Annotated in this window: 11 protein-coding genes; 4 read left to right on the top strand and 7 right to left on the bottom strand. The window is 57.1% G+C overall.

What is annotated here, in order from left to right; translation table 11 throughout:
• Positions 1–6: 6 nt before the first annotated feature.
• Positions 7–1,557, bottom strand: a complete 1,551-nt coding sequence (locus QZ487_RS05105; RefSeq protein WP_296023629.1) for a TIGR00341 family protein — start codon at positions 1,555–1,557, stop codon at positions 7–9.
• Positions 1,558–1,732: 175 nt separating this feature from the next.
• On the opposite strand from QZ487_RS05105, the gene QZ487_RS05100 reads away from it, so the two are divergent.
• Genes QZ487_RS05100 through QZ487_RS05090 form a run of 3 tightly spaced genes read left to right on the top strand, consistent with a single transcriptional unit; the run spans position 1,733 to position 4,011 of the window.
• Positions 1,733–2,944: a toxic anion resistance protein gene (locus QZ487_RS05100; protein ID WP_296023627.1), complete on the top strand. Its 1,212-nt coding sequence runs from the start codon at positions 1,733–1,735 to the stop codon at positions 2,942–2,944.
• A gap of 12 nt (positions 2,945–2,956) precedes the next feature.
• Positions 2,957–3,709: a hypothetical protein gene (locus tag QZ487_RS05095; protein WP_296023625.1), complete on the top strand. Its 753-nt coding sequence runs from the start codon at positions 2,957–2,959 to the stop codon at positions 3,707–3,709.
• Positions 3,706–4,011 carry a polyhydroxyalkanoic acid system family protein gene (locus QZ487_RS05090; protein WP_296023622.1) on the top strand — a complete coding sequence of 102 codons (306 nt, stop codon included), beginning with the start codon at positions 3,706–3,708 and terminating at the stop codon, positions 4,009–4,011. The genes QZ487_RS05095 and QZ487_RS05090 overlap by 4 nt, the downstream gene beginning before the upstream one ends.
• Before the next feature lie 16 nt (positions 4,012–4,027).
• Here the strand turns inward: QZ487_RS05090 and QZ487_RS05085 are convergent, their stop codons facing one another.
• From QZ487_RS05085 to QZ487_RS05070, 4 genes are all read right to left on the bottom strand, one after another.
• A complete protein-coding gene (locus QZ487_RS05085) occupies positions 4,028–4,735 on the bottom strand; it encodes a TonB family protein (RefSeq protein ID WP_296023620.1) in 708 nt (235 codons plus the stop codon).
• Positions 4,736–4,853: 118 nt separating this feature from the next.
• Positions 4,854–8,303, bottom strand: coding sequence for a TonB-dependent receptor (locus QZ487_RS05080; protein ID WP_296023617.1), 3,450 nt, complete (start codon positions 8,301–8,303; stop codon positions 4,854–4,856).
• A 253-nt stretch (positions 8,304–8,556) separates the two neighbouring features.
• Positions 8,557–9,486, bottom strand: a complete 930-nt coding sequence (locus tag QZ487_RS05075; protein WP_296023616.1) for a 2-oxoglutarate and iron-dependent oxygenase domain-containing protein — start codon at positions 9,484–9,486, stop codon at positions 8,557–8,559.
• A gap of 9 nt (positions 9,487–9,495) precedes the next feature.
• Positions 9,496–10,743: a nucleoside transporter C-terminal domain-containing protein gene (locus QZ487_RS05070; protein ID WP_285976674.1), complete on the bottom strand. Its 1,248-nt coding sequence runs from the start codon at positions 10,741–10,743 to the stop codon at positions 9,496–9,498.
• A gap of 157 nt (positions 10,744–10,900) precedes the next feature.
• Here QZ487_RS05070 and QZ487_RS05065 point away from each other — a divergent pair, with 157 nt between their 5' ends.
• Positions 10,901–11,578, top strand: a complete 678-nt coding sequence (locus QZ487_RS05065; RefSeq protein ID WP_296023614.1) for a queuosine precursor transporter — start codon at positions 10,901–10,903, stop codon at positions 11,576–11,578.
• On the opposite strand, the gene QZ487_RS05060 is transcribed toward QZ487_RS05065, so the two are convergent.
• The gene (locus QZ487_RS05060; RefSeq protein WP_296023612.1) at positions 11,575–13,506 is read right to left on the bottom strand and encodes a beta-galactosidase; all 1,932 of its coding nucleotides are present in this window, start codon (positions 13,504–13,506) and stop codon (positions 11,575–11,577) included. The genes QZ487_RS05065 and QZ487_RS05060 overlap by 4 nt on opposite strands.
• Before the next feature lie 32 nt (positions 13,507–13,538).
• The gene (locus QZ487_RS05055; RefSeq protein WP_296023611.1) at positions 13,539–14,798 is read right to left on the bottom strand and encodes an RsmB/NOP family class I SAM-dependent RNA methyltransferase; all 1,260 of its coding nucleotides are present in this window, start codon (positions 14,796–14,798) and stop codon (positions 13,539–13,541) included.
• Between the last annotated feature and the right edge of the window lie 52 nt (positions 14,799–14,850).

Here is a 14,850-nt window from a genome sequence, read left to right as displayed (position 1 = left end):
GGCCCGCTATTCGGCAATCCCACCCCAACTGGCTTGCAGCGTCCCGGCGCGTCGCCGAACATTGCTTTCCACGGTCAATCCCGCGGCGGCCAACATCGTTTCGATCGCTTCGACTTCGTCCGCCTGACCTGTAATCGAAACCTGCATATTCAGCCGGCGCGCCGCCCACACAATCAGTTGGACAGACTGAACGCCCGCCTGATCGGGCGCACCATCAGCAAATGTGACCGCAGGCAGTGGCAGCCGTGGCGGGGTCAATTCGATTGTCCAATTAGGCTCGGTCGCAGCGATACGCATCTCGAGCTCGCGATAGGTTGCAAGGGTTGCACCATCAAGCGGGCGGGCGCGGACAATCGCCCGGCGCCGCTGACGGTCAATGGTCAATTCTTCTTCGGAAACGCCAGCGACCAAGGACAAGCGCTCAGCCAATTGCTCGGCTCGTTGCTGGGCCGCTTCCTCTTCGCGCGCACGGGTCGCGGACAGTTCAGCCTGCTGCGCAGCGGCAGCACTCCGGCCCGACTGGACTTGGTTGAGGGACAGGTCGACCGGGCGACCAAGGATTCGCGTCAACGCACGCTCAGAATCAACCTCGGCATCCGCCTCTAGCTGCGGCGTAAAGACAGTCGCATCAACCTGAACGGGTTCGGTATCGAAATTGATATCCACTTGCCCCAACCGCGACCGCGGATCGAAATTATCAAGCAGTTCAGCGCGCACTTGCCTTTGCGCATTGGTTTCAAATGCGATCGATTGAAGCGAAAGAATAAGCGGGAATGCGAGAACCACAAAGACACCGACGACGGCAAAGTTTTGGAAGACAGTCTGTTTGCCGCTCAAAGCGGTGCGAAAGCCGTATAGCCTTGCCATCACCAAGGCTGTGAGCGCTATCGTGATCAAGTTGGTGATGTACAGCAGCAACGCGCCCCAAAACACCGTTCCATTCCAGGTGGCCAGGCCGAAGCCAACCACTGCAAGTGGCGGCATCAAGGCGGTAGCAATCGCCACGCCTACAATCGTGCCTTCGCGGCCGCGAATCATCGCATATGCACCCGCCAGAGCGGAAAAGAATGCCACGAAGAGATCGAAGATGTTGGGCTTGGTTCGCGCCGCGATTTCTGTCGTAATCGTCTGGATCGGCGAGACAAAAACAAGCAGCGCACACAGCAATACGGCCATTACTGTGCCCCAAGCCAGCGAGCGTGCGGATTGCTTGATCCAGTCATAGTCCCAGATCGCCAACGCAAACCCCAATCCCATGATCGGCCCCATCAGCGGAGAGAGAAGCATTGCGCCGATCACAACCGCTGGCGATGAAAGCAGCAGACCTAGGATCGCGATCCCCCCCGACATCGCTGTCATGAACAGGTAACGCTCTGTCAGTCCGCAATCGTCGCGGCGCTTTTCGATCACTGATGCCTGATCGACGGTCCCGACCACATCTTGCAGCCACCACCGGCGCCAGCTGAATATGACGCGGCCAAAATTCGAGACACTGGAAGTTGCTTCGCTGGCCTTGATTTCAGGCGAAACCGGCTTGGGCTCAGGTATCTCGTTCAAGTTACTAATCCGTCCCCATGGAAAATCCCGCCTTCACTTACCCGTTTGCGAAACCAAACGAAAGCATAGACGAACTGATTGGTTTCAGGCAGAATCCTTGAAGTTTGTGTCTTAGGGCACTAATACAGTATCAAAGAGGCGGCGTTTTGTCGCTTGAAGGAGCTGAATACCGATCATGAGCACACAGGAAACGACCACAAAGACGGCCACTGATTTTGACCTGACGCCGCCTGATCCTGTGCCGACCGTTGCACCGGAGAAAGCCGCTGGTCTGGTCCCTGTTGCGGAAGAGAAAAAGTCCAAGCTGGACGAGAAGGTTGACAGTTTTGTCGCTGATCTGGTGGCAGAAGATGCCAACTCACCAGCCTTTGGTGAGAAAGTCGATCAGATCACCCGTATGGGTCAGGAACAAATTCGCGCTGCAGCGGCCATGTCAAACCGTTTCCTTGATCGTCCCGTCCGCGCGATGGATCAGGAGACCGGCGTAGGCAACGATCTGATGGATCTGCGCAAGACAGTTGAAGACCTTGACCCGGGCCGCAAGGGCAAACTGCGCGGGCGCAAGCTGTTTGGCATCATTCCGTTCGGGAATAAGCTGAACCGGTATTTTGACAGCTACACCTCTGCACAAGGGCACATTCAGGCAATCCTGGAACGGCTCGCGTCGGGCAGGAAAGAGCTGCACGTAGACAATGCTGCGATCGATGTAGAGCGGCAGAAGCTGTGGGAAGCCATGGGCGAGCTGGAACAGATGATCCATATCGCCAAGACGCTGGACGAACGCCTCGAGCAGAAAGCCAACGAACTTGATGCTACCGATCCGGCGAAAGCAAAGGCGCTGAGGGAAAGTGCGCTGTTTTACGTTCGTCAACGCACGCAGGACTTACTCACCCAAATGGCCGTCAGCGTGCAGGGTTATCTCTCCCTCGACCTGGTCAAGAAGAACAATATCGAGCTGGTAAAAGGCGTTGATCGCGCGAGCACCACGACGGTCGGCGCGCTACGCACTGCGGTGACTGTTGCGCAGGCGATGACCAATCAGCGGCTTGTTTTGGGCCAGATCACGGCGCTTAACGACACGACCGCGGGCATTATCGATTCGACCAGCACTTTGCTGCGCGAACAGACCGGCCAGATTCACGAACAAGCTGCCTCAAGCACGATCCCCATGGAAACGCTGCAGCGCGCTTTCCAGAACATCTATGACACCATGGATGAAGTTGATGACTTCAAGGTTCGTGCACTTTCGAGCATGAAACAGACGGTAGAGACGCTGAGTGCTGAAGTAGAGAAATCGAAGGGTTATATAGCCCGAGCAGAAGGCCAGGCACAGGCACAGCAGAAGGTTACATCATCTGAGCCTTCGTTGCTGGCGCTCGACAGCTAGGGATCTGAATCCATGTCTGATTCAACTCGTGAATCCGATGCCATACTGAGTGCAGCCGGAAAGAGCCTCGTCGCCAATCGCGATCATGGCGGTACACATCGATCCGCAGAATCAATCGGGCGTTTCTCTGCCGAGGCAAAATCGAAGCATTGGAAGAAAATGATCAAACGGATCCTGATCGCCTTTGCCGGGATTTGGGCAGCAGCAGTGGCCATTGGCCTGATCATCGACGGAATTGGCTTTACAGGTATCATGTTGACTCTGCTAGCGGCGATGGTCGCCGTGGGCGTTATAACGCGCGGTCGCAAGCTCAAGATCCCTCAGCGTCATGAACTCAAGAAAGGCGATGCCAAGCAGATGGTCGCCAGCACCGAGCTCTGGCTGGAAGCACAGCGCCCTGCACTGCCGGCTCCCGCTGTCCTACTGGTGGACAAGCTTGGCGTGCAGCTTGATGCGCTCGGGATGCAACTCCAGACCATCGATCAGGCCGATCCGGCGGTCAATGAAGTGCGTGAGCTGGTTGGCGAATACATCCCTGAAACAATCGACAACTATCGCAAGATCCCTCAGCACCTTCGCCAGGAAACACATGCCGGCAAGACTGCGGACGAGCGCCTGACGGACAGCTTGACCAAGCTTTCCGGAGAGGTCGATCGTGTCACGCGCCGACTGGCAGAAGGCGCGCTTGATGATCTTGCGGTCAAGGATCGATATCTCGAGTACCGCTATGGCGGCCCTGAAGCACTGGAGGATCAAAGCAAGTGAGAGTTGCCCTACCCCATGAACTGGGCCGCGAAGAAGTGCGACGCCGTTTGAAAGAACGGACGCATGAGATCACTGACTATATCCCCGAAGGCATGGCAGATGTCGAGACGGACTGGGTCGAAGAGGATCGAATGGCACTGCATATTACAGCCATGAACCAAACGATTACCGGACATATCGGCGTCTATGACGAACAAGTCGTTTTCGAGATCGAGCTGCCTGGCATGCTCTCTTTTGTTGGCCCCGCGATTGAAAAGGCGATCCGCGCTAACGGCCAGAAAATGCTTGCGGCACCCAAGTAATCGATAATCCGCCTGGTCAGTTGAAGAAGCGCTGCCGGTAATAGAACACCGCCGCAACCGGATCGCCATTGCTGTCTCGCGCGGGTTCGAACCGGATCTGCTCGTAAGCCAGTTTGCAAACAGTCGCATCGGTTTCAGGAAACGGACTGGCGCGGTAGATACTGCAGCTATTCACTCGACCCTGCGTCGAGACCATCAACCTTACGATGACCGATTCACCTACACGCGCCTGGCGGCCACCCGGCGGTATGGGAAACGCGCTTGCATCGGTGATGGTGCGTATCAGCACCGGCTTGCGTGCCATTGTTGAACCTTGCCCGCTTCCCTCATCACCTGCGCCTGTGCCATCGCCTTTGCCGATTGCGCCCGCCCCGTCTCCACCCAAGGTTGCACCTGATGTGTTGGCATCCCCGGATGAGGCGGCTTGAGGCAAGTCACGCGGGCGCTCAGGCGGAATTTGCGGCGTCGGCGCGCTGACAGGTTGCGGCACAGCCTCTTTGCCGGGATTGCCCTGCATCCCTTCATCTAGCTGTTCGGGTTCTTCCGGCGGTGCTGTGATTGTAACGGTGAATGTTTCCAGCACCGAACGTTCGATCGTTTGAGTGAAATCAGGCGCTAATGCGCGGGTCAGCCCGTAAAGGGCGAGGATATGCAAGAGCGCGAGAACAACGATAATGCCAGGCCGTGGCCCGCGTTTGCGCTTCAGATATCCATTGTCGCTCATCCTGCTTGCTAAACTACGCGAAGCAGCATTGGCGATGCAAATGTCATTCGTCTGGACAAAAGCAAACGGCGGAGCCCGAAGGCCCCGCCGCTCAATAGTTAAGCGATCTGTGCGAGTATTAGAACTCGTAACGGACGCCAACCTGGACACGCCATGCTGACGGGTTGATCGCAATGCGGTTCTGATCATCAGGGTTGAACCCATCAATGATGTAACGACCTTCATCGTCCACATCACCATCAGCAACATCAACTAGGCCGTTGAATCCACCGCGCGAACGCAGGATGTTCCAACCGCTATCAAGCAGGTTAAGGAAGTTGGCAACATCAGCGAAAAGCTCAATGCGATCTTCCTTGATGCCGGTTAGGCTTCCGAGGAACGGCAGTTCCTGGCTGAAGCGCAGGTCCATATCGACATGCCAATCGTTGCGGCAGGTGTTGCGCTTGATCGTTGCACCTGGGGTAAACTTACAACCAGAAGCATTCACGTAGTCGACCACAGCCTGAACGGCGTCCGGGTCTGACAGAGGCGATACGTTTGGATCACTCACGCCTGACGGAACATAGAGCAGTGCGTTGTCGCTGCCCGAGGACGAGTCGTTGAACACACCGCCACCATCAAAGGTCAAGCTGTACGGACGGCCTTCGCGTGCGCGGAAGAAGAAGCCCAAGCTGGTGTCGTAGCCATCGATGAACTGCTCCTTGAAGTTAACCGCCGCGGTGAAGTTGTGACGGGTTTCTGTAGTTGCGGTTGAGACCGCTGGGTTCTGACGATCAAACGCTGCGGTAACATCATAAGACGAGGTCGCCGTCGAAGACTGGTTGTTACGTGCGTTGTTCGAGTCAGTGAAAGCGTAGCCGAACGTTACGTTGGTGCTGCCACCTTGAGTGAACAAGCCGCTCTCAAAGCGCTTACGGAGAACAGCTGAGAACGAATGCGAAGTAGAGTTCCCATCATTCGTTAGCTGGATGTTGTCATCACGACGGGTGTTGAAACAGTCCGCCGTAACGTTTGTGTAGACTGGCGGTGTCCCACCGTTGCCCTGAAGAACAGCATTACAACCGGCAGCTGTCGAATCGATGGCCTGATAGATCGGGCGACCGTCAACGGTGAAGCCGTTCAGGCCCTGACGGATATCCGGAGTCTGCGACAGATCGACAAAATTTAGCGCGTTATTGTAACGCGAGTAGATGTAGTCGAGCTGCAGGTTCCAGTTGCTGAAGAAGCCGGTTTCCGTGCCAATGTCGGTTTGGAACGCCAAGCTTGCGCGCGTCACAGTTGGAACTTTGAAGTTCGGATTGGTTGACTGCACGTCGTTGCCGCCGTTTGCCGCCACATTTGCAGCTGCAAGAACTGCACATTGCGGGAAGCCGGCGAACTGACCACCGGACAACACATTGAATGAGCCGTCTGGATTGGTCAGACCAGCACACTCGGAATCAAAAGTGTCGCCATTGGCACTAGCAAAGCCATCATTCGAAAACGCGTTCGAATAGTATACGACCGGGTCACCACCTGAGAAGATGCCGACGCCACCAGTCAACCGGCTGTTCGAGAAGAAGCCTTCGTTGTCGAACTCATAGCTCGCCGAAACACGAGGCAGGAAAACCGGGTCGATCTTTGCGAATGAGTTGGCATTGGTAAAACCATAGCGTTCAAGGAAATTTGGGTTCGCACGAGGAGCATCTCCATCGTACACCTGAACGCGAGCGCCGACGTTCAGCGTCAGCTGATCGGTCGCCTGCCATTCATCCTGAGCGTAGAACGAATAGATCTGACGGCTGAAGCGGGCCGCAGCGTTGTTGATGTCCCCATCGAGGCTAGATGCAATCGTTGCCCCACCCAGTGCGCCGCCGCCGACGAGATCGTCAACGTCGCCGAAAACACTTGAGAAGAAGCCTGGCGCTACGTCGCCAGCTTCGAAAGCATCAAGGCCGTCGAAAAACAACGTTCCTGTCGCATTGATTGCGAACAGGTTAAATACTTCTAGATCGTTATACTCTACGCCGAATTTCAGAAAGTGACCGCTGCCGGCATCGTAGTTAAGCTGGAAACGCAGTTGGTCGATCTTCGTGTCGAGCTGGTTAGCCGAGCGGAAGATACCCGGACCGGTTGAGAGCAAGCCATTGCGGTCAGTTACGCCGCCACCTGACACTGCCGTACCGTCGGGCGCGACGCCGACCGCAAGTCGCGGAGTCGGGTTGCCAGACTGTGCTTCGCCGAAACCTACCGGGCCTTGAACGTCACCAACCTCTGCACGGCTAACGCGCAGTTCGGTCGAGATTGAATCGCTCCATTCCGAGTACAAACGAACCGAGTAATAGTCCGAGATCGTGCCTTCGTCTTCGAAGCTGTTGAAACCGGTCAGGTTCGAACCACCGAAGTCGCTTTCGATGTTGGTTTCTTCCAGACGCTGATAGGTCGCCTCAAGGCGGTGATCATCGGTGATGATCGCGTCAAGACGACCGAAGTAACGCACGTTGCCTTCAGCCAGCGATGTTGGATAACCGCCAACATCCTGACCATACACATCGCGCGCGATCTGTGCGAAACGATCAAATTGAGCCTGGCTCACAAAATCGGCTTCATTGGTGAAGCCGCCACCAGCCGGGCCGAAGTTGTTGCCACCCGACAGGTCAGCTTCCTCGTAACCAAATGCGAAGAACAGGCGATCCTTGATGATCGGACCGTTCAGCGTAGCGCCCCAGCGCTTTTCTTCGTTAGCCGTCAGAGGACGACCATCGATGCTGTTGGCGAAAAGACCACCATCGAAGTAGGTGAAGAATGCCGAACCGCTGAATTCATTGCCACCGCTTTCGGTAACAACGTTGATAAGACAGCCGGTGAATTCCGAATATTCCACATCAAACGGCGCGAATTCGACCGAAATCTGGTCGATCACATCGTAGGGAAGCGGCAGCGAGTTACGCGCTGCGAAAGGTGTGCCATTCAGACCGAAGACGTCCGACTGGACGATGCCGTCAACGGTAAAGGTGTTGGTGCGGTCATTGCCACCCAAGCAAGAGATACGATCAACATCGTTGTTCTGCTCAAGGCTGACGCGCGGGTCGATGCGGATGATGTCGCGAACGTCGCGTGTAAGCGACGGGAAAGCTTCCAGCGTGGCAGTGTCAAACGCTACGCCCGGGCCAACCGCCAGCTGTACCGCGCCTGCACGTGCGCCGGTCACGATGATCACATTGTCCGATGCACCAGCAGCGGTCGATGTCAGGTTGAATGAGTAAGACGTGTTACCCGAAAGGTTGATGAACTGGTTCTCAACAGTCTGACCTTCATAACCAGGTGCGGTTGCAGTCACTGTGTAAGGACCGCCCGGTACAAGCGAACCGACACGGAAGTTGCCGCCTGAACCAGCAGTCAATGTGCGGGTCTGGCCGGTGCGTGTGTCAGTTACAGTAACAGTCGCGCCGGGAATGGCTGCGCCGGTTTCGTCAGCAACCTGACCTTCAACACCTGATGTAATGGTTTGCGCGGCAGCTGGTGTCGCAATCGTCGCAGCAGCCGAAAGGCTGACAACGCTCGCTGCCAAAAGATACTTTAGTTTCATGACAATTAAGCCCCTGGTGAGAATATGAGGATGGGAGATTGATTCTCGACGCCGTCCGATAAAGACGAACAGTGAATCCCAAAAGTCAGTTTTGTGACAGATTTATGAAGCGGGCCGCGTTCGCACCCGCGCTTCATCCTTTCGCAACTGCGAAAAACTTGCAAACCCGCAGATTCCCTAGGATTCCTCGCTGTGTTGCGACTCCGCAACAGAATTGGTTTATTTCAGTTTTTCCACACGGAGCCAGCGCGGCTCAGGCGAGATTTATCTCTCGCAAGCGCTGCTGCAAGAATTCATGGCTTAAGATCGGTTCGGGCGCTTCCGATTCTTTGCCCGGTTCAATGCAGCTTTCCAGCGTTCTGATTTCATAGTCCGGGCGGAAATGCAGGAAAAACGGCATCGAAAAACGCGAACGTTTAGCCGCTTCACCGCGCGGGTTCACAACCCGGTGCGTAGTCGAGCGAAGCTTGCTGTTAGTCAGCCGGTCCAACATATCACCAACATTGATCACCAGCGCGCCGTCAGGAGTATCGACAGCTTTCCACTCACCTTGCTTGGTGAGCAGTTCGAGCCCTGCCTCTTCTGCGCCAAGTAAAAGTGTGATCGTATTGATATCACCGTGTGCTGCTGCACGGATCGCGCCTTCGGGGGCCTCGTCGCCCAATGGAGGGTAGTGCAGCAAACGCATAACCGAGTTGCCATCTTCGACGGTCGGCGCAAAATAGCCGCGATCAAGCCCCAGATGCATAGCGATCGCTTCCAGCACTCGGCCGCCAGCTGTCTCAAACGCAGAATAGAGCTGACTGAAAGTATCCTTGAAACTCTCAATCTCTGACGGCCAGATATTGGGCGCCATGAATTCGGCCAGTGCGTGCCCTTCAGGCAAGCTGCGCCCGACGTGCCAAAACTCTTTCAAGTCCTGCACCTCCGCATCCTTGGCTTTCTCCGTGCCAAACGGCGTGTAGCCGCGCGCACCGCCGCCACCCGGCAGCTGATAATCGCGCTTCACATCTTCCGGCAGGGCGAAGAATTCCTTCGACTTTTGCTCGGCGCGATCGATGAGATCTTGCGGAATTCCGTGATCACGGATCACCGCAAAGCCATATTCGGCAAAACTGCGGCCCAGCTCGTCGGCGATGGTTTCGAGCGGCTGCTCGAGCGAAACGATTGCGATATCTGTCATGGCTCTAACTTAATATGGAAGGAACACACTTGCCAGTGCTGCGCTCATCAAGTTCGCTAAGCTACCGGCGGCGAGCGCTTTTAATCCCAGACGCGCGATCACAGGTCTTTGATTTGGCGCAAGTCCGCCCGTTACTGCCATCTGGATCGCGATCGAGCTGAAATTGGCAAAACCGCACAGTGCAAAGGTAACAATCGCACGGCTTCGGTCGGACAGCATGCTTGCGTCCATCGCACCCAGTTGGATGAAAGCGACGAATTCATTGATCACCACTTTCGTCCCGAACAATCCGCCGGCAAGCCCGGCCTCTTCCCAAGGAATACCGATCAGGAACATGACCGGTGCAAAGATGTAGCCGATGATTTGCTGGAAGCTCAGCTCAGGATAGCCGAATAGACCGCCAACCCCGCCCAAGATGCCATTGGCGAGCGCAACCAGCGCGACAAACACCAGCACCATGGCTCCCACAGCGACTGCGAGCTTTACGCCCGTCTGCGTGCCTTGCGCAGCGGCTTCGATGATGTTGGCGGGATGGTGCCCTTCTTCAAAAGTTTCCGACACTTCGACCGGATCATTGTCATGCGCGTCATCGCCCTCCTCATCGGGGTAGATGATCTTCGCCATCAAGATACCGCCCGGCGCAGACATGAATGCCGCTGCAAGCAGGAATGGCACGGCGTCAGAGCCGATGAAGCTCGCATAGGCTGCAAGGATTGTGCCCGCGACGCCTGCCATGCCCACGCTCATCAAAGTGAAAAGCCGCGCGGGAGGCAATGCCGCCAAATAGGGGCGCACGACCAGCGGGCTTTCCGATTGGCCAACGAAGATGTTTGCCGCGCTGCCAAGGGCCTCGACCCGGCTGATCCCTGTGATCCAGCCAAGCGCGCCGCCGACCCAGCGCACCAGACGCTGCATGATACCCAAGTGATATAGGATTGCGACAAGCGCCGCGAAGAAGACGATCACCGGCAATGCTGCGATCAGGAATGTGTTGGTGAAAGGGTTTGCGTCCATCGGGCCGAACACAGCTTCGATACCGACTTTCGAATAGTCCAGAAGCGCGATCACTCCGTTAGAAAGGCCGCCGATGGCTGCCACTCCGAAGGGTGTCCGTAGCACGAGCAGGGCCATGACGATTTGCAGAGCAAAGGCCGCACCCACCACACGCAATCTGATACGCTTTTTTCCATTCGACAGCAGGAATGCGATGCCAAGAATAGTGAGTATGCCGAACAGGCTGATGACGAATTGCGGCATAAGACCCCTATGTTGCCGTGAAGATCGAGATTGGCGCTGGGTGTTGCCGTTTCTCTTCGCTTAGTCAAACCCTGCGCGTTGGCTCGCCTGAAGACTCCCACAAGGATTTGCGTGGAAAGGCTTTCCTTTTACGCCCTGCGCCGCTTAGAAACCGCGCATGACAGATACCGCAGCTTCATCGACCGACCTGCGCATACCGCGCGCCTTCTTCATTTACGCCATCCTCTATGGCGGGATGACTGTGCTGGCGGGTGTGGTCGCCTTCAAGCAAGTGCAGCTTTGGCCCAGCCAATTGGCAGTCGAGGCTGGAATCTTCCCGTTCCTGATGCTGGTTGTGATCACCAGCACTATTGCGCAGCTCTACGGGCAAAAAATGGCCAATAAGATGGTGTGGATCGGCTTCATCCCCTTGGCTGTTTCGGCGGCGCTGATCTTCCTGGCCTTAAGCTTGCCACCGTCTTTGGAGATGATCGAATATCGCCGCGAAGACCTCGCCGCTTTCGAGCGCGTACTTGGACAAACACCTCGCATCTTGATGGCTGGCCCTGCGGCCTACATCACTTCGCTGCTGCTTAACGTATGGATCTTTTCTAAACTGCGCGGAAATGGCGAAGGCGGCGCGATCAGCCTGATGGTGCGCGGCGCGATTGCCTCAGCGCTAAGCCAAGCGATTGATTCGGTGATTTTCATCACGCTCGCTTTTTATGGTGAGTTCGACATTACCGATCTGATGATCGGACAGGTTATCGCAAAGGTCACGCTCAGCTTTGTGCTGGTGCCGTTCCTGATAACCGGCGGTGTCGCGCTGGCGAAGTGGCTCGACAGCAAGGATTAGTCAGCGGCGAATACTGCATATCGAGCAGGCGCGAGTTCGCGTAAACCGGTGATCGGAGCGCCCGCAATCGCTTCAGGTATCGCAACCTTGTGCGACGAATAATTGAAGACGAAAGTGTATTTCGCAGTCCGCCGAACGCGCAAACCATCGGGCAATTCAATCGCTCGAAGTTCCGCTTCACTGACCGCGCGCGATGTCACTTCGTCAAGCACGGCACCTAGCGGCCAGGTCGCGAGATAGCGCCGGCTGCCAGCGCGCCAAGAAGCCACAGCACCGTCTTTGGCCACCAGCTCTGCCTCCATTGTGCCTTCGACATGGTCCAGCCAGCGCGCAATCGCCCATCCGTCGCCAGCGTGCTCCAGCCCGGGGCGCAAGCTTTCGCTGCGTGTCACCTTCACCGGCATGGTGGATTGCAACGGTCCAGGCGGCAATTCGTCCGGAATGCGGAAATCGATTGTCCGGCTACCCGTTCGAGGGCCGACAATCACCTGCCCTTCGAAGCTCTCGAGCGATGCCGCCAGCGTTTCCGGCACGATCGGCAGGCAGGGGATCACTACGAGCGCGTACGGCGATATGTCCGCATGGGGTGGAACGATATCGACATTCAAACCCAGCTTGCGCAGCGCGCGGTAGCTGTCGAATACCGCCCAAAGTGCAGACAATCCCTCCCCTTGCGGCTGGGTCTGCGTGATCCATTCCGAATCATAAGAAAACACGACTGCGGCTTGCCGAACAGGCTGGCCCACATTGCCCAGCTGCGCGACAATGTCAGCCGCGTGCTGCGCTTCTCCAAGAGCAGGCGCTGGCTCTCCATCAGGCCGTAGCAATCCGGCATGCATTTGCTCCTGCGCGAAAGGTGCCTGCCGCCAACGGAAATAGCTGACCAATTCCGCGCCATGCGCCATGGCTTCAAGCGTCCAGAGCGCAACCATGCCATCAAGCGGTGCGGGATTGTGCCGCGCCCAGTTTACTGGCCCCGGTTGCTGCTCCAGCACCGACCAGCGCTCATCTTTGGCGCAGCCACGATACAGATCGTGATGGAACGCGGCGATGTCGGGCTGGCCCTGCCGCGCGAAATGCAACTTCTCCTGATCCGAAAAGCGGAACATCTCGAGGAAACCGAGCGGATAACTATCCCACCCCAGCACATCGAGGTCACTCGCCAGATCATGATGGTCATAGCCGGTGTAAAAGCCCATCGCGTTGTGGGTAATGTCGCGGCCCGGCGAAAACTCCCGCAAGATTTCAACCTGCATTTGGTTGAAGGCGATTACCTGATCTGAAGAAAATCGCCGGAACGCAAGCCAATGTGCTGGGTTCGCTTCCGTGGCGGTCAAATTCGGCAGCTCGACTTCATCGAAGCCGCGATACTCCATACTCCAGAAAACATTGCCCCAGGCCTCGTTGAGTGCCGTTATGTCGCCGTAGCGCTCGTTCAACCAGAGCCGGAACGCATCGCGCGCAGCAGGCGAGAAGCTCTGAACCGTATCGTGGCAGCCATACTCATTGTCGGTCTGCCAGCTGACGATGCCCGGATGCTCGCCGTAACGCTCCGCGACCGCGCGCGTGATCCGCGCCGCTTGCTCGCGATATCCCGCATGGCTGAAGCAATAATGCCGCCGCGAGCCGAACCCCCGCAGGCGCCCTTGCCGGTCGAGCGCGACCATATCTGGCATGGAGTCGACCAGCCATTTGGGCGGGGTGGCCGTGGGCGTACCCATGATGATGCCCAAGCCTGCCTCATGGAGAACATCTACCGCATCATCGAGCCATTGCCAGTCATAACGACCCGGCTCCGACTCTATACGGCTCCATGCAAATTCGCCAATCCTAACGCGGGCTAGCCCTGCCTCGCGCATCATGCGCGCATCGGTTTTCCAGCGCTCTTGCGGCCAATGTTCCGGGTAATAGCAAACGCCCAAGTGCATGATGCCAGCCTTTGCGCGAGCGACCGTAGCGGTCAAGCCTTCTGCCAACGCGCGACGAAGAAGCTATCCAGTCCGCCTTCGTCCGCCAGCAGACCAGGATGGGTACGCAACCAGCCTTCCGCAGTTGGCTGCAGCCCCGCAGGCAGCTCTCCGGCTGTGATGGCAAGCGGAGCAAGATCGCAATTCGCATTGATCCACTCGGCTTGGTTCTCGCCTTCTTCATGTTCGAGCGAGCAGACCGCGTAAATCAGCACTCCGCCGGGTTTGAGCCATGTGGCAGCTCGTTCCACCAAACCGCGCTGAAGCTTCACCATCTCCTCTATCTGATCTGGACCGATCCGGTGGAGCACATCGGGGTGGCGGCGACATGTGCCCGTTGCTGTGCATGGCGCATCAAGCAATATCGCGTCATACAGGTGCTTCGGCTCCCAAATCAGCGCATCAGCACGCAATGGTGATGCTTTCAGGCCGGTGCGCTCTAGGTTTTCCTTTAGCAGCCCCAGCCGCCGCTTGCTAAGATCGAGCGCCGTTACATTCCAGCCATTGGCCGCAAGCTGCAGAGTTTTGCCGCCCGGCGCGGCGCACAGATCCAGCACATGCTTTGACCCTGATTCATGGGTGCCTTTGCCCAAGAGGCGCGCCGGCAGAGATGCTGCCAGATCCTGCACCCACCATTTCCCTTCGGAAAAACCGGCAATTTTTTCAATTGCTTCACCCCGGGCCAGTCGCAAATGGCCGGGTGCAAGACTATCAGCCGCCAATTGCACAGCCATTGCTTGCGTCTCGCTGGCATCGCGCAGAGTGAGGTCCAAAGGCGGCGGATCGACCAGTCCCGGTGCAATGGCCTCAGCGCGCGCTCCCCAGCGTTCCATGACCGGCCCGGGCAGGCTCGGCGCCTCTGGCAATGCTGCCTCGCGCTTGATCAGTGTCGAGAAGACGCCATGCGCAAGACGGCGCGGGCCGCCAGCAAGCAATGGCAAGGCAGTGGCAATCACTGCGTGTGACGGAGTTTCCAGTCGCAGCGTCTGCGCCAACATCATCCGCAAAACCATCCGCTGCCTTGCATCATCCGGCAGGCGCTGCTTCGTCGCGCTGTCGATCATTGCATCGAAGTCAGTCTGCCAACGCAAACTCTCATTCGCGATCGCCAGCGCCAGGCCCCTATCGGCTGGCTTGCGGACCGAACGAAGCGCTGAATGTTCTGCCTGTTCCAGCGTTTCGCCACGGCGAAGCACTGCATCAAGCATCTGTAATGCGGCGCGGCGCGAATGAATTCCGGAAGGTTGAACCATGCGCGGCTCCTACTCGCGCTTGAAACCAAGCGCCAGTCTGCGCATTTAGTTT

It is taken from the genome of uncultured Altererythrobacter sp. (assembly GCF_913057185.1).
Taxonomy (GTDB): Bacteria; Pseudomonadota; Alphaproteobacteria; order Sphingomonadales; family Sphingomonadaceae; genus Erythrobacter; species Erythrobacter rubellus.
Note: the sequence above shows the minus strand (reverse complement) of the source record. Positions and strands in the feature narration are given on the sequence as shown.